The organism is Streptomyces endophyticus (genome assembly GCF_035798155.1).
Lineage (GTDB): Bacteria > Actinomycetota > Actinomycetes > Streptomycetales > Streptomycetaceae > Streptomyces > Streptomyces endophyticus.
The window spans coordinates 91,709-113,816 of the sequence record NZ_JAOZYC010000104.1 but is presented as its reverse complement, the minus strand read 5'-3'; the positions used below and the strand labels follow the sequence as shown (position 1 = coordinate 113,816).

18 protein-coding genes are annotated in these 22,108 nt (G+C 71.1%); 5 read left to right on the top strand and 13 right to left on the bottom strand.

The features are described 5' to 3' along the window. Nucleotides 1–6 precede the first annotated feature (6 nt). Nucleotides 7–1,110: a glycoside hydrolase family 172 protein gene (locus OKJ99_RS15485; protein ID WP_326016784.1), complete on the bottom strand. Its 1,104-nt coding sequence runs from the start codon at nucleotides 1,108–1,110 to the stop codon at nucleotides 7–9. A gap of 287 nt (nucleotides 1,111–1,397) precedes the next feature. Between OKJ99_RS15485 and OKJ99_RS15480 the strand changes: the two genes are divergently transcribed. Both OKJ99_RS15480 and OKJ99_RS15475 read left to right on the top strand, forming a co-directional pair. Further along, nucleotides 1,398–2,426 (top strand): LacI family DNA-binding transcriptional regulator, encoded by a 1,029-nt coding sequence (locus tag OKJ99_RS15480; protein ID WP_407700702.1) that lies wholly within the window; start codon nucleotides 1,398–1,400, stop codon nucleotides 2,424–2,426. A gap of 1 nt (nucleotide 2,427) precedes the next feature. Beyond that, nucleotides 2,428–3,018: a GrpB family protein gene (locus OKJ99_RS15475; protein WP_326016783.1), complete on the top strand. Its 591-nt coding sequence runs from the start codon at nucleotides 2,428–2,430 to the stop codon at nucleotides 3,016–3,018. A gap of 18 nt (nucleotides 3,019–3,036) precedes the next feature. Here OKJ99_RS15475 and OKJ99_RS15470 read toward each other — a convergent pair whose 3' ends face one another. From OKJ99_RS15470 to OKJ99_RS15460, 3 genes are all read right to left on the bottom strand, one after another. Next, nucleotides 3,037–4,509, bottom strand: coding sequence for an FAD-dependent monooxygenase (locus OKJ99_RS15470; protein ID WP_326016782.1), 1,473 nt, complete (start codon nucleotides 4,507–4,509; stop codon nucleotides 3,037–3,039). A gap of 43 nt (nucleotides 4,510–4,552) precedes the next feature. Continuing rightward, entirely contained in the window at nucleotides 4,553–5,164 is a 612-nt protein-coding gene (locus OKJ99_RS15465; protein ID WP_326016781.1) for an acyl-CoA-like ligand-binding transcription factor, read from the bottom strand. Nucleotides 5,165–5,245: 81 nt separating this feature from the next. Continuing rightward, complete coding sequence (locus tag OKJ99_RS15460; protein WP_326016801.1) at nucleotides 5,246–5,608, bottom strand: DoxX family protein; 363 nt, start codon at nucleotides 5,606–5,608, stop codon at nucleotides 5,246–5,248. 178 nt (nucleotides 5,609–5,786) lie between these two features. Here OKJ99_RS15460 and OKJ99_RS15455 point away from each other — a divergent pair, with 178 nt between their 5' ends. Continuing rightward, nucleotides 5,787–6,638 (top strand): LysR family transcriptional regulator, encoded by an 852-nt coding sequence (locus OKJ99_RS15455; protein WP_326016780.1) that lies wholly within the window; start codon nucleotides 5,787–5,789, stop codon nucleotides 6,636–6,638. Between the two features lie 11 nt (nucleotides 6,639–6,649). Here the strand turns inward: OKJ99_RS15455 and OKJ99_RS15450 are convergent, their stop codons facing one another. The 8 genes from OKJ99_RS15450 to kdgD form a co-directional block, all read right to left on the bottom strand. After that, the gene (locus tag OKJ99_RS15450) at nucleotides 6,650–7,549 is read right to left on the bottom strand and encodes an LLM class F420-dependent oxidoreductase (RefSeq protein WP_326016779.1); all 900 of its coding nucleotides are present in this window, start codon (nucleotides 7,547–7,549) and stop codon (nucleotides 6,650–6,652) included. 25 nt (nucleotides 7,550–7,574) lie between these two features. Then, nucleotides 7,575–9,245, bottom strand: a complete 1,671-nt coding sequence (locus tag OKJ99_RS15445; RefSeq protein WP_407700703.1) for an IlvD/Edd family dehydratase — start codon at nucleotides 9,243–9,245, stop codon at nucleotides 7,575–7,577. Nucleotides 9,246–9,357: 112 nt separating this feature from the next. After that, on the bottom strand, nucleotides 9,358–10,803 hold the full coding sequence (locus OKJ99_RS15440) for an Nramp family divalent metal transporter (protein WP_326016777.1): 1,446 nt from the start codon (nucleotides 10,801–10,803) through the stop codon (nucleotides 9,358–9,360). A gap of 150 nt (nucleotides 10,804–10,953) precedes the next feature. After that, on the bottom strand, nucleotides 10,954–12,327 hold the full coding sequence (locus OKJ99_RS15435; RefSeq protein WP_326016776.1) for a sodium/glutamate symporter: 1,374 nt from the start codon (nucleotides 12,325–12,327) through the stop codon (nucleotides 10,954–10,956). Between the two features lie 128 nt (nucleotides 12,328–12,455). Further along, the gene (locus OKJ99_RS15430) at nucleotides 12,456–13,106 is read right to left on the bottom strand and encodes a DUF4232 domain-containing protein (protein WP_326016775.1); all 651 of its coding nucleotides are present in this window, start codon (nucleotides 13,104–13,106) and stop codon (nucleotides 12,456–12,458) included. 140 nt (nucleotides 13,107–13,246) lie between these two features. Continuing rightward, on the bottom strand, nucleotides 13,247–14,569 hold the full coding sequence (locus tag OKJ99_RS15425; protein WP_326016774.1) for a gluconate:H+ symporter: 1,323 nt from the start codon (nucleotides 14,567–14,569) through the stop codon (nucleotides 13,247–13,249). A gap of 115 nt (nucleotides 14,570–14,684) precedes the next feature. Next, on the bottom strand, nucleotides 14,685–16,034 hold the full coding sequence (gudD, locus tag OKJ99_RS15420) for a glucarate dehydratase (RefSeq protein WP_326016773.1): 1,350 nt from the start codon (nucleotides 16,032–16,034) through the stop codon (nucleotides 14,685–14,687). A gap of 90 nt (nucleotides 16,035–16,124) precedes the next feature. Continuing rightward, complete coding sequence (gene kdgD / locus OKJ99_RS15415; RefSeq protein ID WP_326016772.1) at nucleotides 16,125–17,057, bottom strand: 5-dehydro-4-deoxyglucarate dehydratase; 933 nt, start codon at nucleotides 17,055–17,057, stop codon at nucleotides 16,125–16,127. Nucleotides 17,058–17,388: 331 nt separating this feature from the next. Here kdgD and OKJ99_RS15410 point away from each other — a divergent pair, with 331 nt between their 5' ends. Both OKJ99_RS15410 and OKJ99_RS15405 read left to right on the top strand, forming a co-directional pair. Beyond that, nucleotides 17,389–17,988: a TetR/AcrR family transcriptional regulator gene (locus tag OKJ99_RS15410; RefSeq protein ID WP_326016771.1), complete on the top strand. Its 600-nt coding sequence runs from the start codon at nucleotides 17,389–17,391 to the stop codon at nucleotides 17,986–17,988. A gap of 55 nt (nucleotides 17,989–18,043) precedes the next feature. Next, nucleotides 18,044–20,416, top strand: coding sequence for an MFS transporter (locus tag OKJ99_RS15405; protein ID WP_326016770.1), 2,373 nt, complete (start codon nucleotides 18,044–18,046; stop codon nucleotides 20,414–20,416). A gap of 96 nt (nucleotides 20,417–20,512) precedes the next feature. On the opposite strand, the gene OKJ99_RS15400 is transcribed toward OKJ99_RS15405, so the two are convergent. Beyond that, nucleotides 20,513–22,042: an alpha/beta hydrolase gene (locus OKJ99_RS15400; RefSeq protein WP_326016769.1), complete on the bottom strand. Its 1,530-nt coding sequence runs from the start codon at nucleotides 22,040–22,042 to the stop codon at nucleotides 20,513–20,515. Nucleotides 22,043–22,108 lie beyond the last annotated feature (66 nt).

Genomic DNA, 22,108 nt, shown 5'->3' with positions numbered 1-22,108 from the left:
GGCCCGCTACATGTGTGTGTCGACTTCGAGGTCGAGCAGGTCCGGGGTGGGCGGCAGGCCCGAGCCGCCCGGGCGGTCCAGGTAGAAGAGGGACGTCGACGCGATGTCGTCGTGGTTGGCGCGGTAGCGGTGCCTCAGGCCGTTGCCCTGGCCGCGGCCGATGCCCAGGCACTGCACCGTGACGCGCAGGTCGTCCTGGAAGCGGATCGGGTCGAGGACATGCCAGCGGTACATCCCGAACCGCTGCTGGCTGTCGTAGAGGCCGTTCGGCTTCAGGATCTGGTTCAGTCCGAGGTACGGGGTGGTGAAGGCGGTGTAGCCCTGGCCGGGGACGTCGAAGTTCCAGGCGCCGCCGAAGTAGTCCTCGGTGCCGGTGCCGCAGATGGTGGGCCACTCGTCGTCGCCGTCGAGGAAGAACTTCAGCTCGCCCTCGCCCCACCAGCCGGGGCTGTTGACGGCCCAGGCGAGGTAGGTGCCGACGTACTGGCCCGTGCCCTCGACGCCTTCGAGGAGCGTGTGGTCGGTGCCCGCCGTGACCGGGTTGCTGCGCCGCCACTGGGCGTGGAAGTAGGCGGCGTCATCGGGGACTTCACCCAGTTCGTGGTCGATCTGGTAGTAGAGCGTGAGCTGCTCGGGGGCCAGGTTCTCCAGTGTGATGCGGGCCTTGCGGTGGAAGGGCATCGGCCAGTACGCGTTGAGCCCGCCGTTCGGGTTGGCCGCCACGGGGATGGAGCTGACCTGGCTGAACACGTTCCAGCCGTTGCAGAAGAAGTCGCCGAGCGGGACCTCGACGGCCGGGGTGTCCTCGCCCTCCCAGTAGAAGCGCAGCAGCGTCTGGCGCCAGGCGGTGTGCGGGGCCGTGGTGCACCAGATGTGGGTGATTGTGCCGGGGCCCTCGATGTCGGCGAGGACGACGGTCTCGCCCGCCGCGATGTCGATGCTCGGCGAGATCTTCCAGCCGCGGCCGAGCCTGCTCGCGGCCCGCGCGCCGGTGCCCTCGGTCGCCATGCCGCCTGCGCCCTTGGCGCCCGTGAAGTTCTCCGCGCTGATCGAGCGGGTGACCGCGCTGGTGGTGCGGGCGAGGCCGGTCAGTCCGGGGGCGATGCTCATCGAAGCTCCGTCGTTTGAACCGTCGTTTGAAATCGATTTCGCGTGACATCGCGGAGGTTCCCTCCGTCAATGTCTGGAATGCCGAGCTGAGGAATCCGCACCCGGTGCGGGTCGCGGCAGAACGCCTTGAAATCCGTTTCACGGGAACGTAGGTTTCCCGCCAGACGCTGTCAAGAGTTCGCGTGGGAACGGGAGTTGCCCGGGCGGACAATGGCGGCACCATCGGGCACAGCACGGATCGCGGGGCCGACTCCCCCCGCCTGGACGAAGGGCTGCGTGAGAGGTCTGTGGCGACGATCTACGACGTGGCGCGCGAGGCAGGGGTCTCCCCCGCCACCGTGTCGCGGGTCTTCAACGGCGGCCGGGTCACCGCGGAGCGCGCCGCCACCGTGCGCGCCGCCGCGGCCGTGCTCGGCTTCGCGCCCAACCGGGTCGCCCGCTCCTTGCGGATGCAGCGCGCCTCCGTGATCGGCCTGATCATCCCGGACATCGGCAACCCGTTCTTCACCGCGCTCGCCCGTGGCGTCGAGGACGCGGCGCAGGAGACGAACCTTTCGGTGGTGCTGTGCAACACGGACGAGGACGTCGGCAAGGAGCAGCGCTATCTGGAGGTGGCCGCGGCCGAGCAGATGGCCGGGGTGATAGTCGCCGCCGCCTCCCGGCACCGCACCGACCTGTCCGCGCTCGTCGATCGGGGCACCCCGGTGGTCGCGGTCGACCGGCGCCCGCGCGGCGCCTCCGTCGACGCCGTGATGATGGACAACCGACACGGCGGCGAGGAGGCCACCGAACATCTGCTGGCCCGTGGCTACCGGCGCGTCGCCTGCATCGCGGGCCCCGAGGGCGCCTCCACGTCCGACGAACGCCTCGCCGGGTACCGGGCGGTGCTGCGCGACCACCTGGGAGACACCGGGCAGCCGATCGAGCCGCCGCCCGAGTACGTCGTGCACGGGGACTTCCGGGTGGACGGCGGGCGCGCCGCGATGGAGCGGTTGCTCGCGCTGCCCGAGCCGCCGGACGCCGTGTTCGTCGCCAACAACCTCATGACGGTGGGCGCGCTCGCGGCGCTGCGCGAGGCCGGACACGAACCGCCGGGCACCGGACTTCTCTCGTTCGGCGACGTGCCCTGGCCCGAACTGGTCACACCCTCTCTCAGTTCGGTCCAACTCCCTTCGTACGAGCTGGGGTTCGCGGCCGCGCAGCTGTTGCAGGAGCGGATCGCGGGCACGGCCAAGCCGCTTCAGACGGTGGTGCTGCGCACCTCGCTCCAGGTCCGGGAGTCGACGAGCGGCCCGGCAGCGAACCGAGGAGGCTGACATGCCGTTCCCCGACGAGTGGGCTCCGGTGGCGGTGCTCGACCACCGTCCGGAGTGGGCCGTGGACTTCGCGCGCCTGGCGGGGGTGCTGGGCGACGCACTCGGCTCGCAGGCGCTCTCGATCGACCACGTCGGCTCCACGGCGGTGCCGGGGCTGGCCGCGAAGGACTGCGTGGACATTCAGGTCCGGGTCGCCGCGATCGACGAGGACGTGCACACCGGGCTGCTCGCGGCGATCGGGTTCCGCCGCCGTCCCGAGCCCTGGAACCGCGTCGAGGTCTCGGGCGGCGAGGAGTGCCGCAAGCTGGTGTTCGCGCCGCCGGTCGGTGCACGTCGCTGCAATGTGCACGTGCGCGAGGAAGGGCGCCCCAACACCCGCTTCGCGCTTCTGTTCCGGGACTACCTGCGGGCCGACGAGGACGCCCGCCGGGCCTGGGGAGCGTTCAAGCAGCGCCTGGCCCGCACTGTCCCGGACCTGGCCGACTACGGGCAGATCAAGGCACCTGCCACGGAGGTGCTGATGGCGGCCGCGGAGGCCTGGGCGTCCCGGACCGGCTGGCGGCCCGCCCCGGCCGCGACGCGAGGCGGGTGACACGCGCCCGCCCGCCCTCTACGGTGCGCCGAACCAACGGTGCAGCGCCGCCTCCAGGCCGCGCACGTCGTCCGGGCCGTGGCCGGTCCAGGCGACATGCGTGTCGGGAAGCAGCAGCATGCCCGTCGCGTCGGTGCCGTCCGCCGTGCCGGTGATCACGTCGACCCGGTCGTGCCAGGGCTTCGCCGCATCGGCGCATCCGCCGCCGAGGTCGAGGAGCAACGGGCGTGCGGTGACGGTCAGTTCGGCCAGCCGGTGGGTTCCGGTGGTGGTGTGCACGACGAGGTCGGGTGCGAAGCCCTCCGTGGTGCCGGCGATGAGGTGGGCGACGCGTTCCGTGCCCGCGGGCGTGGCGAGCAGTTCGCCGAAGACGGTCCGCAGGGCGGTGACCTCCGGGCCCGGGCGCAGCAGCGCCGACTGGGCCAGGGTCGAGTCCACGACGCGTTCGGCGACGGGGCGGCGCTCCTCGTCGTAGGTGTCGAGCAGGCCTGCGGGCGCCCACCCGCGCACCGTGGCGGCCAGTTTCCAGCCGAGGTTGACGGCGTCCTGCAACCCCAGGTTGAGTCCCGGGCCGCCGATCGCCGAGTGCACGTGGGCCGCGTCCCCGAGCAGCAGGATCCGCCCTTCCCGGTAGCGGTCCGCGAGCCGGGTGTTGCCTCCGACGAGGCGGCGCAGCAGGTGTGGTCCTTCGCCCTCGGGCGGGAGCACCGGCAGGGGTGCGCCCAGGACGCGTTCGGCGCTGTCGAGCAGTTCCTGGAAGGTCATCGGCGCGGACCGGTCGTCGTCCGGTGACTCGACCTCCGTGGTGTGGATGCTCGCGGGGCGGCCGGGAAGCCGGGCCCAGACGATGGTCCCGCGCTCCGTGCGCACGTACATGGTGGGCGGCAGCGTCCCGTAGCCGGGGACGATCAACTCGCCTTGTGAGCCCACGTGTTCCTCGCGCGCGGACACGCTCGCGGAGCGTGACACGAAGTCGTCGTTGGTGACTCCGGGAAAGCCGATGCCGGCCAGGCGGCGCACGGTGCTGCGCCCTCCGTCGGCCGCCACCAGGTAACGGGTCGTGAGCTGTTCCCCGCTCGCCAGGGTCACCCGGACCGAGTCGGTGTCCTGGTGGACATCGGTGACTTCCTGGCCCATGCGCAGGTCGACCCCGAGTTCGGCGGCGCGTTCGGCGAGGACCGCCTCGATCCGCGCCTGCGGTGCGGGGAGAATGCCGACCGGGTTGTTCTCCAGCCGGTGGAGTTCCAGGGGGAACGCTCCGAACATGTAGCGGGGCGCGGGCCTGACGGGTTCGTCGGAGCCGCTGATCCTCGCGTACAGGCCGCGCCGGTCCAGCATCCGCACCACCTGGCCCACCAGGCCGTTCGCCCGGGGTTCCGTCTTCGGTCCGGTGAGCCGCTCGATGACGACCGGGCGGACCCCGGCCAGCGCCAGTTCACCGGCCAGCATCAGCCCGTTGGGGCCGCCGCCCGCAATGATCACGTCGAACATGACATGCCTCCTCAAGGGACTGTGGGGCTATCGGGCTGTGGGGCTACGGGGTCGGTAGTCCTGCGGCCAGCATCGTGAGGGCCGACCTGAGCAGGGACTCCATCGGTTCCTCCGCTCCGCCGTGCAGGAACAGGTCGAGCGCGGCGCTGTTGGCGGCGGTCACACTCGCGGCCACCAGGCGCGGATAGAGGTCGACGTCGACGGACGTGCCCGTGCGGTCGGCGATCGCCGCGGCGAGTTCGCTCTCCGCGACCTTGCCCGCCCGCAGCATCTCGGCCTGCAATGCCGGTTCGGCCACCATCACCCGGAGCCCCGCCGCCCAGTCGGCCGGCTCCTGTGGCGGCATCTCCCGCACCTCGGGGCCTGGTTCCAACTGCCGGAGCACCGCCCGGGAGATGACGTCCCACAACGGTTCGCCCTCCGGCGCGGACCGCACCTCGGCGGCCACCCGTAGGGAGCGCTGGAGGTGGCGGAAGGCGATCGCCTCGGCCTTGCTGGAGAAGTAGTTGTTGAAGGTGCGCGGCGAGACGCCGACCGCGTCGGCGATGTCCTCGACCCGGACCTCGTCGAGCCCGCGTTCCACGGTGAGCCTGATCGCGGCCCAGCTCAGCGCCACGCGCGTGGCTTCCTTCTTGCGCTCCCTCAGTCCGCTCATGAGACCACGATAGCAAACATTGCGTGTCACGCAATAATGCGTGGCGCGCATGTTTCTCCCGCCAAGGGAACCTCCACCGGTTCAGAGCCAGGTCGTCGCCAGCCCCACAGCCACGGCCCCCGCACCGAGCAGCACACCGTTCAGCACGACCTGGCGCTCACCTCGGCGCAGATGGAGCCGGGTCGCACCGATCTGCAGGACCACGAACCCGACGGCCGCGACCAGGGCAAGCCAGGGCGCGATCCCGGTCAGCGGCGGCAGCACCAGGCCGAGCGCGCCGAGCAGTTCCACCGCCCCGATCGCCCTGACGGCCCGCATCGGCGTGCTGTCCACCCAGGACATCATCGGCCGCAACCGCTCGCGGCTGCGGACCACCTTGAGCCCGCCCGCGTAGACGTAGAACAGGGCCAGCGGCCCCGCGACGATCCAATAGGCGACGGACACCGCGCTCATGACGCCCGCCCCCGGCCGACAGCGGGCGCGCACACGGACGGCACGGCGGACGCGCCCAGCGGCGCGCGGGACTTCGGTTGCTCGGTCATGCCCCGATTGCACCGCCGGGGCACGCGATCCGTCCAAGACCCGTTGCGCGACGCCGATACCGTACGGGTATCGTCCCCGCATGGAGCTACGCGCGCTGCGCTACTTCGTGGCGGTCGCCGAGGAACTCCACTTCGGCCGGGCCGCCACCCGGCTGCACATGAGCCAGCCGCCGCTGAGCCGGGCGATCAAGCGGCTGGAGACCGAGGTCGGCGCCGCGCTGTTCGACCGCTCCCCCGCCGGTGTCACGCTCACCGCGGTGGGCACGGTACTGCTCGACGAGGCACGCACCCTGCTGGAACGGGCCGATCTGGTACGCGTCCGGGTCGCAGCGGCGGCGGGAGCCGCGGCCCTCACCGTGGGTGTCCTGGGTGACAGCACCGATCCTGGCGTGACCCGGCTGGCCGCCGCCCACGGCCGACGGCACCCGCGCGTGGAGGTGCGCATCCGCGAGACCGACCTGACCGACCCCACCTGCGGGCTGCACGCGGGACTCGTCGACATCGCCCTGACCCGTGGCCCGTTCGACGAAACCGGCCTGGCCGTCCGCGAGTTGCGCGCCGACCCGGTGGGCGCCCTGCTGCGCTCCGACGATCCACTGGCCCACCGCGACAGCCTGACCCTGGCGGATCTGGCCGACCGCCGCTGGTTCGTGTTCCCGCCGGGCACCGACCCCGGCTGGCAGGCGTACTGGAGCGGCGGCCGGCCCCGCGAGGGACCTGTGGTCCGCACCGTGCAGGAATGCCAGCAGGCTGTGCTCTGGAACGGCACGGTCGGCATGACACTGCTGAGTCACCGACCGGCGCGGGGTCTCGCCGTGGTGCCGCTGACCGACATGCCGCCGAGCCGCGTGGTCGCGGCGTGGAACGACGGCGACACCAACCCGTTGGTCCGCTCGTTCGTCCAGCTCGCGACCACGACGTACCGCGCCTGACCCGCAGCTTCCTAGGAGGTGGGCAGGCCGAGGGCCGGGGCCAGCTCCCGCAGCGCGGGCAGCGGGTCGGCGGAGGGGTCGTCGCCGAGGACCTGCACGACCACCTGGTCGGCGCCCGCGTCCAGCTGCGCCCGCACGCGCGCGGCGACCGTCTCCGCGTCACCCATGGCCACCATGGCCTCGGCCAGCCTGTCCGAGCCTCCGACGACCACGTCGGACTCGTCGAACCCCTGACGCAGCCAGGAATTACGGTAGTTGGGCAGCTGCGAGTACATGTGCAGGTGCTGGTGCGCACGCCGCAGGCCGGTCTCCCGGTCCGTGGTGAGCGCGACGCCCTGCTCGCTGACCACCCACTTGTCCGGGCCCAGCTGCTCGCGGGTGGACGCGGTCTGCTCCGGGGTCACCAGATACGGGTGCGCGCCGTCGGCCGCCTTGCCGGACAGCTCGATCATCTTCGGGCCCAGGGCGGCGAGGAGCCGCGCCGGGCGCGGCCCGTCCGGCTCCACGGCGTCCGGCACCGCGTCCATGGTCCGCAGGTACTCCCGCATAGTGGCCAGCGGCTTGCTGTAGGAACCGGCGTAGCTGTGCTCCACCAGCGGGGCGTGGCTGACACCGAGGCCGAGCACGAACCGGCCGGGGTGCAGCGCGCCGAGCGTACGGGCGCCCGCCTCGCTCGCCGGGGCGCTGCGGGCGTGGATGTTGGCGATGCCGGTGCCGACCACCAGCCGTTCGGTGCCGCCCAGCAGGGCGGCGGCCTGCGTGAAGGTCTCCTTGCCTCCGGCCTCGCCGTAGAACAGCGAGGCGTAGCCGAGGTTCTCGATCTCACGGGCTCGGGCGACGACGTCGTTGATCGGCCACCGGTCACTGGTCCACCAGACGCCGACACGGGAACTGAAATTGATGTTGGCCATGCCCCCGAGGCTACCCACACCCGCCTCAGTGCGAGTCGCGCGGCACGGCGCTGCCCCGACACCCGCGCAGGAAGTCGAAGTCCGCGCCACGGTCGGCGCCCTCGACGTGCTGCGTGTACAGCCACGCGTAGCCACTGGCGTGGCGCGGCTCGGGCGCCTGCCAGGCCGCGCGGCGGCGCGCCAACTCCGCCTCGTCCACCTCCAGTTGCAGCGACCGCTTCGGGACGTCCAGCGTGATGGTGTCTCCGTCGCGTACGAGGGCCAGGGGGCCGCCGACCGCCGCTTCCGGTGCCACGTGGAGGACGACCGTGCCGTACCCGGTGCCGCTCATTCGGCCGTCGCAGACCCGCACCATGTCGGTGACCCCGGCCTTCAGCAGCTTGGTGGGCAGTGGCACGTTGGAGACCTCGGGCATGCCGGGGTAGCCCTTGGGGCCCGCGCCGCGGATGACGAGCACGGTGTTCTCGTCGACGTCCAGGTCCGGGTCGTCGCACACCGCGTGGTAGGCCTCCGGGGAGTCGAAGACACGGGCGGTGCCGGTGTGCGTGAGCAGGTGGGGCGAGGCCGCGGACTGCTTGATGACCGCGCCGTCGGGGCAGAGGTTGCCGCGCAGGACGGCCGTCCCCGTGCCGGCCGGCTGGAACGGGGCCACCACCCCGGTGATCACCTCGTCGCCGATGCGCTCCGCGTCCGCCACGTTCTCGGCGATGCTGCGCCCGGTGACGGTGAGCTGCTCGCCGTGCAGCAGCCCGGCCCGCACCAGCTCGTGATGGACGGCGGGCAGTCCGCCCGCGTAGCAGAAGTCCTCCATGAGGTACGTGCCGGACGGCATCAGGTTGAGCAACGTCGGTACGTCGCGGGCGAGTTGGTCGAAGTCCTCGGTGTCGAGGTCCACGCCGACCCGTCCTGCGAGCGCCGTCAGGTGGATGATGGCGTTGGTGGAGCCGCCGATCGCCGCGTTCGTGCGGATCGCGTTCTCGAAGGCCTCGCGGGTGAGGAGGCGGGAGGGGCGCAGGTCCTCGTCCACCATGTCGACGATGCGGCGGCCCGCCGCCTGCCCGGTCTCGTAGCGGCGCATGTCGACCGCGGGCCAGGTGGCGGAGCCCGGAAGCTGCATGCCGAGGGTCTCCGCCATGCACGCCATGGTGGAGGCCGTGCCCATCGTCATGCAGTGACCGTTGGAGCGGGCCATGCAGCCCTCGGCGAAGAAGCACTCCTCCTCGGTCATCCGCCCGGCCTTGACCTCGGCCTCCATCTGCCACACCGCCGTGCCCGAACCGACGTCGCGGCCCTGGAACTTGCCGTTGAGCATCGGCCCGCCGGTCACCATCACGGCGGGCAGGTCGACGCTCGCGGCGCCCATGAGCATGGCCGGGGTCGTCTTGTCGCAGCCCGAGAGGAGCACCACGCCGTCCAGCGGGTTGGCGCGGATCAGCTCCTCGACCTCCATGGCCATGAGGTTGCGGTACAGCATGGCGGTGGGACGCATCAGTGTCTCGCCGGTGGCCATGGTCGGGAATTCGAGCGGGAAGCCACCGGCCTGCCACACCCCGCGCTTCACCGCCTCGGCGACCCGCGTCAAGTGGGCGTTGCAGGGCGCGAGTTCGGAGGCGGACACGGCGATGCCGATCACCGGCCGCCCGTCGAACACCTCGGGCCCGAAGCCCTGGTTGCGCATCCACGACCGGTACACCATGCCGCCGCGTCCGGCGGCACCGAACCAGGCCTGGCTGCGTCGGACCGCGTCACCGTGTGCCATGAATGTCTCTCCTGTACGTAGCCGGGGTGGTTTACGTAGCCGGGGTGGTTCAGCCGAACAGATCCGTCAGCTGCTGCCGAGCCGTCAGTACGGACAGCACGCCGAAGAGCACCACCGCCCACACCAGCGCGGCCACGCGAATGCCGCGCACCTTCAGGGGGTTCGGCAGCGCGGTGCGGTTCATGACGAGGAGCAGGATCGAGTACACGAACATCATCAGCCCGGACACGCAGGCCGAGATGACGAGCAGGACGAGCGGCTGGTCGAGCCCGGAGAGCAGCACGATCGCGCCGACGGCGACGACCGCCCACACCAGGCGCGCGTACATCCGCGACTCGCTCGTCCGACTGCCGCGCAGATACGTCGACTTGAGGACGTCGGCCGCCATCCGGCTGGTGTAGTCGATGATGCCGGTGGCCGCGGTGAACAGCGAGAACGCGCCGACCAGCCAGAAGAACACGCCGAACCAGTCGCCGACGCGCTCCTGGAGGACCTGCCCCTCCTTCTCGATGAAGCCGACGTTGTTCTCGAGGCCGCCGGTCCCGAACAGCGTCGAGTGCGCCAGCAACGACGACAGGACGATCGTGACGACGGTGACGAGTACGAAGGTGACGGCCTGCTCGACATTGGCGAAGCGCCACCAGCGGCGCCAGCGCGCCATGTTGGTCTCGTTGAGCTCGAAGACATAGCCGACGACGGGGCCCGCGGCCTCCTCCTTGCCGGTGACCGGGCTGACCAGGCGGGGCACGTAGTGGCCCATGCCGAAGCCCTTGTCCCGGATCCAGTTGCTCTGCACGAGGTTCTGCCCGCCGCCCGCGCCCGCGTAGGCGAGGGCGCCCATGAGGACGGCGACACCGAGCTCGGAGGGGAACGTCGCGTCGGTGACGGCCTTCGGCAGATCGCCCACCGTGGTGGCGGTGACCGCGAGGATCAGGGCGAGGACGAAGAAGCCGCCGATGACGAGGATCTTGAAGCCGAGCAGCTTCTCCAGCGCGTTGTAGACGACGGGCGCGAGGGTGAGGATCAGGCCGATGAGGACCAGGAGACCGATGCCGATGTAGGCGGGCGTGCCGCCGAACACGTAACTGAGCATCGTCGCCGAGCTGGTGGCCCAGCCCGGCCAGAGGTTGGCCGCGTAGGTGAACACCACCATGACCAGGCCCCAGTGCCGCCAGTAGCGGTTGAAGCCGGTCACGGCGGTCTCGCCGGTGGCGAGGGTGTAGCGCTCGATCTCCATGTTGAGGAACCACTGGGTGACCACACCCACCACGGCGCCCCACAGGAAGACGAGGCCCACCTGCGTGGCGATGTACGGCCAGAGGATGAACTCGCCCGAGGACAGCCCGACCCCGGCGGCCACGATGCCGGGGCCGATGATGCGCCAGGTCTTCGCGGGCGGTGCGGGCAGCTCGCGGACGGCGGGCGGCGGGAGGAGTTTGGTGCGCAGGGGGAAGGGGGCGGGCGCTGGGGAGGATGATCTTCCGGTTTCGGTCATCTCGGGCGTCTCCGGGGGCCGTTGGGGCGGAAGGGGAGCGCGTGCGATGCCTCGCAATCATCGGATGATTCGGAGAGCCCGTCCAGGGGTGGCGCACGACGAACGCCCCGGACACGGTGGCCCGGGGCGTTCTCGATGTGTGGCGCGGTGTCAGACTCCGGCGTTCTCCCGCACCGGCGCCGCGGCCGCCTTCGCCCCGCGCTTCGGTGCCCATCCGGCCAGCCACGGCAGGACGAGCGCGAGCACACCGACCGCGGCCCAGGCACCGCCCACGGCCCAGGCGGCACCGGACGACAGCAGAACGGGCACGAAGGTCACGGTGGCCGTCTCGACGGGCGCGACGGGGATGTACGCGACGCCGAACTCCTCCAGCGTGCCGCTCTTCAGCTTCGGGTCGACCATGCGCAGCAGGGCGATCGCGGTCGCGGCGGCGCCGGTCGTCCAGCCCCACGTGACGAGCCCCTTCTCGAACCAGTTCCCCTCGAAGAGGCGCGGCGCGACGACCAGGAAGAGGAAGAGCACGAGAGCGAGGCCGACCGCGAACATCAGCGCCAGCGGCAGCCAGTAGTCGGCGACGAAGCTGGGCACGATGGCGGCGATGCCGCAGGTGATCAGGACGTCGGTGGCGGTGCCCGAGAGCGACTTGAGCGAGTCCCCGTCGACGTAGTTCCAGGCCTTGGTGCGGGCCACGACGGCGCGCAGGAGCAGGCCGAGGATGAAGGCCAGCGCGAAGACCGGGAGCATCAGCGAGGGGAACATCCCGGTGATCCACTCGGAGACGCCGTACGCGGCGGCGGCGAGCGCGGCGACGACCGCGATCTGGAAGCCGAGCGGTTCGATCGAGGCGGGCGAGGTGGTCGCCCTGCCGGTGGGGTGGCGCTCCGCCTCGTCGCGCACGAGGCCGGTGCGCAGCTCGTCGGGGAGTGTCTCGAAGCGGCCGACGCTGCTGGTGTGGCCGCGCCGCGCGCCCCAGTTGCACAGGATGATGCCGCCGACGACGCCGACGAGCATGCCCACGGTGGCCGAGGTGAAGCCGAGCGAGCTGGCTCCTTCCCAGCCGTTGGCCTCGAAGGCGGTGCCGAGCGCGGCCGCCGTGCCGAAGCCGCCGGCCCAGCCCGCGAAGAGCAGCGCGCCGAAGGCGTCGGGCACGTCCCACACGGGCTGCAGCAGCACCAGGCCGAGGATGACGCCGAGGCCCACCTGTAGGGCGTAGGCGGCGACACCGTACGAGCCGAAGGAGCCTGCCGCTTTGCCGAAGCCCTTGAGGCCGAGGCCGTCGGTGAGGGCGAGGCAGGCGAACACGACGACGATCAGGACGGACGCGTAGGTGCCGAGCTGGTCGGAGAAGGGCAGCAGCCCCGCCCCTTCGGGTCCGAGCGCGAGGCCGAGGAAGCCCGCCATGACGCTGGAGGGCAGCATCAGCCGCTGGAACAGCCGGACATGGGCCCGCAGCAGTGTGCCGACGAGCAGCAGCGCCGCGATGAGACCGGCGTCGCTGAGCAGCGACCAGGGTGAGTAGGACAACGGGACTCCGGGGTGGGGCAGGCACCTCAGGCAGTGCGGTACGAGCGGGGTGATCCGGAGTTTTCTATCAGCAAAGAAACGGTAAAGGGAAACCCGGGTTCCGGTTTCCCTTTACCGTCACTCGCCCGTCACTGCTTGCCGGAGCCGACCGGGTCCACCGTCACGTTGGAGTCGGTGGAGTCGCTCGCCGGCAGGTTGAGGGAGACCGGCAGGGTCTTGGAGTGGGTCTCGCCCGGCGGTGTGACGACGATGCTGACGATGTCGACGCCCGAGCCGCCGGTGTCGTTGCGCGGGGTGTGCAGCGTGAAGCGGGTCTCCTCGCCGTTCTTGAGGACGACGGCCGGGGCGGTGCGGTCGCTGCGCGCGGCGCTGATGCCGCCGGGGCCGTTGTCGGCCTTGAGGTCGACGCCCGGGAAGCCCTTGAGGGAGCAGGCGTCGCTGGTGTTCTTCATGGCGACCATGAGGTCGCCCTCGGCCATGCCGTGGGACGTGCTGAACGTGAGGTTCGCCGTCTTGCAGGGCCCGGTGTTGATCTGTCCACCGCCGCTGCCCTCGTTGGCGTCGGCCGAGCCGGTGGCGGACGCGCCGTCCCCGGTGTTCGTAGCGTTGTCGTCCGCGCCCTGCTGCGCGTCGTCACCACCGGAGTTGGAGGGCGAGGAGGACGAGGAGGAACCGGAGTCGTCCGTGCCCGCGGCTGAGTCCTCGTTGCCCTGGCAGGCCGTGAGCGAGAGGCCCGCGACGAGGGCCAGGGCGGCGAGGGCGGTCTTCTGAGCGCGCATGGTGTGGGTTCCTCCGTGGTCGGTGGCGCTTGTCCGCTCGGCGGGGCGAGCGTTACTGATCGTGAAGACCCCGACCGACGGTGAACCGTTCCTGTCGACCGCGCACTCATACATGGCTGTGACAAATGCCTGTCGAATCGTCACATCACGGCATTGAGCGCCATGACCCCACCGAGACCCAACACTGCCAGCACCGTCGTATAGGTGGTCCGCGCCTTGATCGCGTCGAGGACCGAGAGGTTGAAGTACTCCTTGAACATCCAGAAGCCCGGGTCGTTGACGTGGGAGAAGGCGATCGAGCCACAGGAGACGGCGAGCACCATCAGCTCCGGGGACGAACCGCTGCCGGCCACCATCGGGGCCACGATGCCCGCGGCCGTGGACACGGCGACCGTGGCCGAGCCGAGGGCGATGCGCAGGATGGCGGCGATCAGCCAGGCGAGGAGCAGCGGGGAGATCGACCAGTGCTCGGTGGTGTCCTTGATGTAGTCCGAGATGCCGCCCTCGACGAGGACGTTCTTGTACGCGCCGCCCGCCGCGATCACCAGCATGATCATGGCCATGGACTTGGCGGCGTCGCCGCAGGAGGTGGCGATGTCCTTGAGGGAGCGGCCGATGCGCGGGCCGAAGACGTAGATCGCGAGCAGCAGGGTCAGCAGCAGCGCGAACTCGGGGGAACCGACGAACTTGATGACACCCATGCCGAAGGCGTGGTCGTCGAGGGACATCTCGGCGATGGCCGCGCCGGCGATGAGGATCACCGGGAGCAGGGCGACCGCGAGCGACCAGCCGAGGGCCGGCATCTCGTCCTCTTCGAAGACGCGCTCGGTGACCAGGCCCTTGGGTATCGACGGGTTCATCCGGCGGACGAAGGGCAGTCGGGGCCAGACCAGGGCGATCAGCGCGCCGGCCGGGACGGCGATGAACAGGCCGACGAAGAGCGTCTTGCCGACGGAGGCGTCGAACATCTCGGCCACGGCGGTCGGGCCGGGGTGCGGCGGCAGGAAGCTGTGCATCGTGGAGAGCGCGATGGACATCGGCAGGCCGATCCACAGCAGGTTCTGCCGGGTGACACGGACCAGGGTGAAGGCCACCGGGACGATGATGACGAAGGCCACCTCGTAGAACATGGTGACACCGATGAGCATCGCGGTGACGACCATCGCCACCTGGACCCACCGGTCACCGAACGCCTTGGTCAGCTTGGTGGCGATGCGCTGGGCCGCTCCCGCGTCACCCATCACGCGGCCGACCATGGCCCCTAGGCCGATCACCGGCAGGGTGCCGGAGAGTTGATCACCGATACCGGTCTCCAGTACATCGGAGATGTCCGGCAGGCTGATGCCCTGGACCATCGCGACAACCACCGCGACGAGGAGCAGGGCGATGAAGCCGTTCAGCTTCACCTTGGTCATCAGGAACAGCAGCGCCACAACACTGAGCGCAACGACGAGCATTGGCATGATCACTTCTCCTTCGAAGTGACGGGGGCACGTTCGGAAGTCAGGGCATGCGGGGGCTCGGTGCGGCGCCTCGGGCGGACGCCGCACCGGGAAGAGAGCTCCGGGCGGAGAGGACTCAGCGCACCAGCGCGGGGCGCTTGGCGTCGAAGGTCCAGCCGGGGAGCAGGTACTGCATACCGGCGGCGTCGTCCCGGCTGCCGAGGCCGAGGGAGAGGTAGCGCTGGTGCGCCGCCTCGACCTGATCCATGTCCAACTCGACGCCCAGGCCCGGGCGTTCGGGGAGCGCGATGGCACCGCCCTCGATGGGCAGCGGCTCCCGGGTCAGGCTCTGGCCGTCCTGCCAGATCCAGTGGGTGTCGATCGCGGTGATGTCACCGGGCGCCGCGGCGGCGACATGTGTGAACATCGCCAGCGATACGTCGAAGTGGTTGTTGGAGTGCGAACCCCAGGTGAGGCCCCAGGCGTCGCAGAGCTGGGCGACGCGCACCGAACCGTTCATGGTCCAGAAGTGCGGGTCGGCGAGGGGGATGTCGACCGCGTCCGTCTTGATGGCGTGGCCCAGCTGCCGCCAGTCCGTCGCGATCATGTTGGTGGCGGTCTTGAGGCCGGTGGCGCGGCGGAACTCGGCCATCACCTCACGGCCCGAGTACCCGCCCTCGGCGCCGCACGGGTCCTCGGCGTACGCGAGGACGTCGCGCAGCGAACGGCCGATGTCGATGGCGTCGTCGAGCAGCCAGCCGCCGTTGGGGTCGAGGGTGATGCGGGCCTCGGGGAACCGTTCGGCGAGCGCGGTGACGGCGTCGGCCTCGGCGCGCCCGTCGAGCACACCGCCCTTGAGCTTGAAGTCCTGGAACCCGTACCGCTCCTGGGCCGCCTCGGCGAGCGCGACGACCGCCTCGGGGGTGAGCGCCTCCTCGCTGCGCAGCCGCTCCCAGGCGTCCTTGGCGTCGGACTCGTCGCGGTACGGGAGGTCGGTGCGGCGCCGGTCGCCGACGTAGAAGAGGTAGCCGAGGACGGGCACAGACGTACGCTGCACGCCCTCCCCGAGGAGCGCCGCGACCGGCACGTTCAGGTACTGGCCGAGCAGGTCGAGCAGCGCCGCCTCGACCGCGGTGACCGCGTGCACGGTGACGCGCAGGTCGAAGGTCTGCGCGCCGCGGCCGCCCGCGTCCCGGTCGCCGAAGCGCTCGCGTATCGCGCGCAGCACGACCTGCGGGTCGCCGACGGGCCGGCCGACCACCAGGTCGGTGGCGTCCTCGAGGGTGCCGCGGATGGGCTCGCCGCCGGGGACCTCACCCACGCCCGTCCGGCCGTCGGAGTCGGTGAGGATCACCAGGTTGCGCGTGAAGTACGGGGCGTGGGCGCCGCTCAGGTTCAGCAGCATGCTGTCCTGGCCTGCGACCGGGACGACCCGCATCGAAGCGACGACGGGGGTGTCGGCGGGGGGAACGGCCTTGGTGCTCATGGACGGTGAGACCTTTCGCGTGCGGCTCGCAGGCGGCTGAGGGGACCTACGGAAGGGGCGGGCGGTTCATGGGTCGTGCGCTGTGCGCTCTCAGAGGCTGATGCCCTTGATCAGCGCGGCGAGTGCGTCCAGTTCGTCCGGTTCGAGGTCGGTCAGCGGGGGCCTGACCGGGCCCGTGGGGTGGCCGGTGACGGCGAGTCCCGCCTTGACGATGCTGACCGCGTAGCCGCTCTTGCGGTTGCGGATCTCCGTGTACGGCAGGACGAACTCGTCGAGCTTGCGCAGCACTTCGTCGTGGCGGCGTGCGCGGACGTCCGCGTAGAAGGAGAGCGCGAACTCGGGGACGAAGTTGAAGATGGCCGACGAGTAGGTGGTGACACCGAGTTCGAGGTACGGCAGGGCGAAGGTCTCGGCGGTCGGCAGGCCGCCGACGTAGGTGAGCCGGTCGCCGAGCTTCGTGTAGATGCGGGTCATGGCGTCGATGTCACCGACGCCGTCCTTGAAGCCGATCAGGTTCGGGCAGCGCTCGGCGACGCGGGCCACGGTGTCGGCACCGTACACGGCGTTGGCGCGGCTGTAGATGATGACACCGAGGTCCGTCGCCTTGCACACCGCCTCGACGTGCGCGGCGAGTCCGTCCTGCGGGGCCTCGGTGAGGTAGGGCGGGAAGAGCAGGATGCCGTCGGCGCCCGCGCTCTCGGCGGCCCTGGCCATCTCGACGGCGGTGGCGGTGCCGTAGCCGACCGGGGCCAGGATCGGCGTGCCCTCGGGCGCGGCGGCCACGGCGGCGGCGACGACGCGCCCGACCTCGGGCACGGTCAGCGAGAAGAACTCGCCGGTGCCGCCGGCCGCGAAGAGCCCGGCCACTTCGTACGCTCCCAGGCGGCCGATGTGCTCCCGGTAGGCCTCCTCGTCGAAGTCGAAGGAGGAGGGGTGGTCCGCGCCGTGAAAGTGCGTCACGGGGAAGGACAGCAGGCCCGAGCCGAGTCGTCGACCGAGGTCGGCAGGCGTGTAGGCGGTCATAGCGGTGGTGCTCCCGAACTGAGGTGTGCGACAGACGTAACTCATGTGTGCGACAGGCGTACCGGCGGCGGGCCAACTCCCGTATGGCCCGCGTCACTGGTCTGGCGTGACGCTATGAGCTGCTGCTGATGCGCGTCCAACACCGATTTCGCATCTTGCGATGCGCGTTCGGAATCATTGAGTCCGCGAGCCCGCCGACCCTCGCAGCGAAACGTTTGCGTTTCGATGTCGGGAGGGCGTACCTTTTAGCGGTACGAAACCGTTTCGGATCGCTTATCCGCGCACGACAGACCGCGAGCGGATCCGCGCACCACCGTCAGGCAAGGAACCCATGGGGCTGCCCGAACCCCTCACCCGCAACAAGCGGCGCACCCGGCTCACACCCGAGCGGGAGCGCGAGCTCTACGGACGCACCCTCGACCTCGTACGCGACGTCGGCTACGAGACGATGACGCTCGACGCCGTCGCCTCGGAGTCGCGGTGCAGCAAGGCCACGCTCTACCGGCAGTGGGGCAGCAAGCCACGCCTGGTGTCCGAGGCACTGCGCGAGATGCGGCCGTTCTCCCTGGAGGACCTCGACACCGGGTCCCTGCGGGGCGATCTGCACGCGCTCGCGCAGCGGATCGGCGAGGCCCGCAAGGACCTCGACCTCGTACGCGGCATCTCGCTGGCCATCCGCAAGGACGCGGATCTCGCGGACGCCGTGCACGAGGCGCTCGTCCAGCCCGAGCTCGACCTGTTCGAGGCGATGCTCACGAGGGCCGCGGAGCGCGGCGAGATCGACCGCACCGCGCCCGCCTGCGGTTTCCTTCCGCACATGTTCGTCGGCTCCGTCTTCTGCCGGCCGCTCCTCGAGCGCCGGGCAGCCGACACCGAATATCTCCAGCGCTACGTGGACACCGTCGTCCTCCCCTTGCTGCTGGCCGCCTGACCGCCTCCGGCCCCTCCCGGCCTCCGGCTCCCGACAGACCTCGAAGGACCACGCAATGCCCACCCCGCTCGACGCGCGCGAGCGTCCGGCCGCGGCCTCGTCCGCACAGCCGCCGGGCGCCCCGGCCGCGCACCACGTGCCCCACCGCTGGTGGGTCCTGGCCGTCATCGGCCTCGCCCAGCTGATGGTGGTGCTCGACGCCACCATCGTGAACATCGCCCTGCCGTCCGCCCAGGCGGACCTCGGCTTCTCCGACGACGGCCGCCAGTGGGTCGTCACCGCCTACTCGCTCGCCTTCGGCAGCCTCCTGCTGCTCGGCGGCAAACTGTCCGACCTCTTCGGACGCAAGAACACGCTGATCATCGGCCTCATAGGGTTCGCGGGCTCGTCCGCCCTCGCCGGTGCCGCCACCGGCTTCTCGATGCTCGTCGCGGGCCGCGCCCTGCAGGGTGTGTTCGGCGCGATCCTCGCGCCGACCGCGATGGCACTTCTGACGACGACGTTCACCGAGCCGAAGGAACGCGCCAAGGCCTTCGGCATCTTCGGTGCGATCGCCGGTTCCGGCGGTGCCATCGGCATGCTGCTCGGCGGCTTCCTCACCGAGCACCTCGACTGGCGCTGGACGCTCTACGTCAACCTGGTCATCGCCGCGGTCGCGGTCGTCGGCGCGGTCATCTTCGTCCGCAAGCCCGCGCCGGGACCGCGCCCCAAGCTCGACCTGCTGGGCACGCTGCTCGTCGCGGCAGGCCTCTTCAGCATCGTCTTCGGCTTCTCCAACGCCGAGACGCACAGCTGGGGCAACTGGATGTGCTGGGTCTTCCTGGCCGCGGGCGTCGTCCTGCTCGCGCTCTTCATCGTGTGGCAGACGAAGGCCAAGCACCCGCTGCTGCCGCTGCGCGTCCTGGCCGACCGCAACCGCGCCGCCTCCTACGTGAGCGTGTTCATCACCGGCGCGGGCATGTTCGGGATCTTCCTGTTCCTGACCTACTACCTCCAGATGATCCTCGGCAAGAGCCCCATGGAGACGGGCGTCGCCTTCCTGCCGATGATCCTGTCGCTGATGGTGACGGCGCAGCTCGCCACCATGGTGCTGGTCCCGAAGCTCGGCCCCAAGCCGGTCGTCCCGGTCGGCATGGGTCTCACCGCGGGCGGCCTGGTCTGGCTCACCGCGCTCGACGTGACCAGCAGCTACGCCTCGCACGTGCTGCCGCCGCTGATCATGATCGGCGTCGGTATCGGTCTCGTGATGCCGCCCGCGATGAGCCTCGCCACCCTCGGGGTCGACCCGAAGGACCAGGGCGTCGCCGCCGCGACCGTGAACACCATGCAGCAGGTCGGTGGCTCGATCGGCACCGCGCTGTTCAGCACCATGGCCGCGACGGCCGCCACGAACTACATCGCCGACCACGGTGCCTCGAAGGCCGCCCAGGCCGAGGCCGCCGTGCACAGCTACGCGACCGCGTACTGGTGGGCCGCCGGATTCTTCGTGGCCGGTCTCATCGTCTCGGTCCTGCTGTACCGCGCGGGCCGTCCGCAGGCGCAGGCGCAGCGGAAGGTCGATTCGGCGTCCGAGGCGTCCGAGGCCACCGAGGTGGCCGGCGAGGCCGTCGCCGCCGCCGCTCCTGTCACCCCCGTCGCCACCGCCTCCGCGGTGGAGGGGCCGGGTGTGCACGGCCGGATCCTCGACGGTCAGGGCGCTCCCCTGACGGGCGCCGTCGTCACGCTGATCGACCGCACCGGCGCCCAGATCGGCCGCGGCACCGCCGCCGCCGACGGCAGCTACGCGGTGTCGGCCCCGGCCGCCGACGGTGACGGTTACGTCCTCGTCGGCTCGGCGCCCGGCCGCGATCCGCGGGTCGCCACCCTCGCGCTCCGCGCGGACGGACCGGTCAGCTTCGACCTCGTCCTCAGCGGCGACGGCGGCCTCTACGGCACCGTACGGTCCGAGTCCGACTCGGCTCCCGTCCTGGGCGCGCTCGTCGTCACCACCGACGAGCGCGGTGAGACCGTCGGCTCGGCGCTCACCGACACGGACGGCGGCTACTCGCTGCCGCAACTGCCGCCCGGCGCCTACACGTTCACCGCCAGCGCGGAGGGCTTCCAGCCGTACGCGGGCCAGGCCCACGTCGCCGGTGGCACCGCCACTCGGCAGGACGCCGTGCTGCGCTCCGCGGCGACCCTGACCGGCACGGTCCGTGGCACCGCCGGCGCCCCGGTGAACGACGCCCGCGTCACCCTCCTCGACCAGGCGGGCAACGTGGTCGCGGTGCACACCACGGGCGACGACGGCGCGTACGCCTTCGCCGGCCTGTCCGGCGCCACGTACACGGTGATCGCCAGCGGCTACCCGCCGGTGTCGAAGCCGGTCACGGTGGCGGGCGGCGGCAACCCGAGCGACCTCGACGTCGCGCTCGGCCACGGGGACTGACGGCCCCGGACGACCGAGGAAGCACACCGCCGCGGGCGGAGCAGATGTCTGCTCCGGCCGCGGCGTTCTGCTGGGGCCTGTCGTTTGGATCGGGCCCTATGGGCACGTCGTGCCGTTCTTCGGTGTCGTGCCGTCGAGGAGGTACGTGTCGATGGCCCGGGTCGCGCAGCGGACCTGCGGGTACGTGCCGTGGCCCTCGGCCCGCACGGTCAGCAGCACACCGACGCCCTCGCCCAGCTCGGCCGCCATGTGCCCACCGCCCTCGTAGGGGGTCGTGGGGTCCCCGGTGCCCGCGACGACCAGGATGGGGCGGGCGCCCCGCGCGCTGACGTCGGGGTCGGCGCGCTCGCCGTCGAACGGCCACTCGTAGCAGAGGTACACGCTGTTGGACCACGCCTCCCCGAAGACGGGAGAGGCCGCCCTGATCCTCCTGGCCATCACGTCGGCCCGGCCGTCGTATCCGGGGCGCACGTTGGAGTCGGTGCAGGTGATGGCGACGAGGGCGGTGGTGCCGTTGTCGCCGGAGGGGGCGGTGGTGCGGGCGCGGGCGCCCGGTTCGTGGTCGTCGGCGGCGCCCATCAGTGCGCGGGCGTCGCCCCGAGTCATGACGTCGTCGAGCGCCTTGGCCAGGGGTCGCCAGCCCTCCTTGCCCCGGTCCAGATAGTCGGAGACGGCGTAGGCGGCATCGGTACCGTCGAGCTTCTCCTTGCCGCCGGTGCGGGCGGGCGTCTTCTCCAGTTCGCGCAGGAGCGCGGTGACCTTCCGGTCGGGGTCCCGGCCGAGGGGGCAGTCGTCGTAGGCGCGGGCGCAGTGTCGGGCGAAGCGCTCGAAGGCCCGCTGCACGGCCTTCACCTGGGCGACCTCGCCCGCCACCTGGTCCCGCGTCGGGTCGACGGGGGCTTCGAGCACGAGGCGCCCCACGTTCTTCGGGAACAGGTGGGCGTACACCCCGCCGAGCTCGGTCCCGTAGGACACACCGAAGTAGTGCAGTTCCTCGTCCCCGAGCAGATAGCGCATCAGGTCCAGGTCGCGCGCGGTCTGCGAGGTGCCGATGTACGGCAGGACCTTCCCGGACCCCTTCGGACAGGCGTCCCGGGCCTCGTACCGCCTCGCCACGCAGGTCACGGGGATGGTCCCGCCGACCCCACGGGGGTCGAAACCGACCAGGTCGTAACGCTCCCCCAGGGGCGCGTACTGATCGAAGAACCTGGGCAGCCCGACGACACCGGACACCCCCGGCCCACCGAAGTTGAGCAGCAGGGACCCGATGCGTTCGCGCTCCGCACCGGTGGCCCGCTTCCGTATGAGCGCGACGTCGATGGCGTCGCGGCCGGGCCGCCGGTAGTCCAACGGCGCCTTCATGGTGGCGCATTCATACCCGTGGCCCCGCGCCCCGGACGGCGCCGAACAGCCCGCCCATGCGAGCCGCTGCCCGGCGGTGAACTTCGAGGGCAGCCCGGCCGGCGGATTGGAGGCCTTGGCCTGCGACCGCCGGGGCTCCGGACGCGCGTCGTCCGTCCTCTTGATGACATCGCACCCGACGCCGGTGGCCATGATGACGACGGCCAGCAGAGCCGCCGCGGCCCGCGACACACTCCGCCCCCGCCCCGGTCTCCACGCACGCATCCCCGGTTCCCCGCCCCTCGCCCACCAAAACTCCGTGCCTATTACACGTCGTTTCCGTGAACCTAC

What these genes read in the sequence shown, in the direction of transcription:
- OKJ99_RS15485 (WP_326016784.1), bottom strand. Translation starts at nt 1,110, where the DNA reads ATGAGCATCGCCCCCGGACTGACCGGCCTCGCCCGCACCACCAGCGCG.
- OKJ99_RS15475 (WP_326016783.1), top strand. Translation starts at nt 2,428, where the DNA reads ATGCCGTTCCCCGACGAGTGGGCTCCGGTGGCGGTGCTCGACCACCGT.
- OKJ99_RS15470 (WP_326016782.1), bottom strand. Translation starts at nt 4,509, where the DNA reads ATGTTCGACGTGATCATTGCGGGCGGCGGCCCCAACGGGCTGATGCTG.
- OKJ99_RS15465 (WP_326016781.1), bottom strand. Translation starts at nt 5,164, where the DNA reads ATGAGCGGACTGAGGGAGCGCAAGAAGGAAGCCACGCGCGTGGCGCTG.
- OKJ99_RS15455 (WP_326016780.1), top strand. Translation starts at nt 5,787, where the DNA reads ATGGAGCTACGCGCGCTGCGCTACTTCGTGGCGGTCGCCGAGGAACTC.
- OKJ99_RS15450 (WP_326016779.1), bottom strand. Translation starts at nt 7,549, where the DNA reads ATGGCCAACATCAATTTCAGTTCCCGTGTCGGCGTCTGGTGGACCAGT.
- OKJ99_RS15445 (WP_407700703.1), bottom strand. Translation starts at nt 9,245, where the DNA reads ATGGTGTACCGGTCGTGGATGCGCAACCAGGGCTTCGGGCCCGAGGTG.
- OKJ99_RS15440 (WP_326016777.1), bottom strand. Translation starts at nt 10,803, where the DNA reads ATGACCGAAACCGGAAGATCATCCTCCCCAGCGCCCGCCCCCTTCCCC.
- OKJ99_RS15430 (WP_326016775.1), bottom strand. Translation starts at nt 13,106, where the DNA reads ATGCGCGCTCAGAAGACCGCCCTCGCCGCCCTGGCCCTCGTCGCGGGC.
- OKJ99_RS15425 (WP_326016774.1), bottom strand. Translation starts at nt 14,569, where the DNA reads ATGCCAATGCTCGTCGTTGCGCTCAGTGTTGTGGCGCTGCTGTTCCTG.
- gudD (WP_326016773.1), bottom strand. Translation starts at nt 16,034, where the DNA reads ATGAGCACCAAGGCCGTTCCCCCCGCCGACACCCCCGTCGTCGCTTCG.
- kdgD (WP_326016772.1), bottom strand. Translation starts at nt 17,057, where the DNA reads ATGACCGCCTACACGCCTGCCGACCTCGGTCGACGACTCGGCTCGGGC.
- OKJ99_RS15410 (WP_326016771.1), top strand. Translation starts at nt 17,389, where the DNA reads ATGGGGCTGCCCGAACCCCTCACCCGCAACAAGCGGCGCACCCGGCTC.
- OKJ99_RS15405 (WP_326016770.1), top strand. Translation starts at nt 18,044, where the DNA reads ATGCCCACCCCGCTCGACGCGCGCGAGCGTCCGGCCGCGGCCTCGTCC.
- OKJ99_RS15400 (WP_326016769.1), bottom strand. Translation starts at nt 22,042, where the DNA reads ATGCGTGCGTGGAGACCGGGGCGGGGGCGGAGTGTGTCGCGGGCCGCG.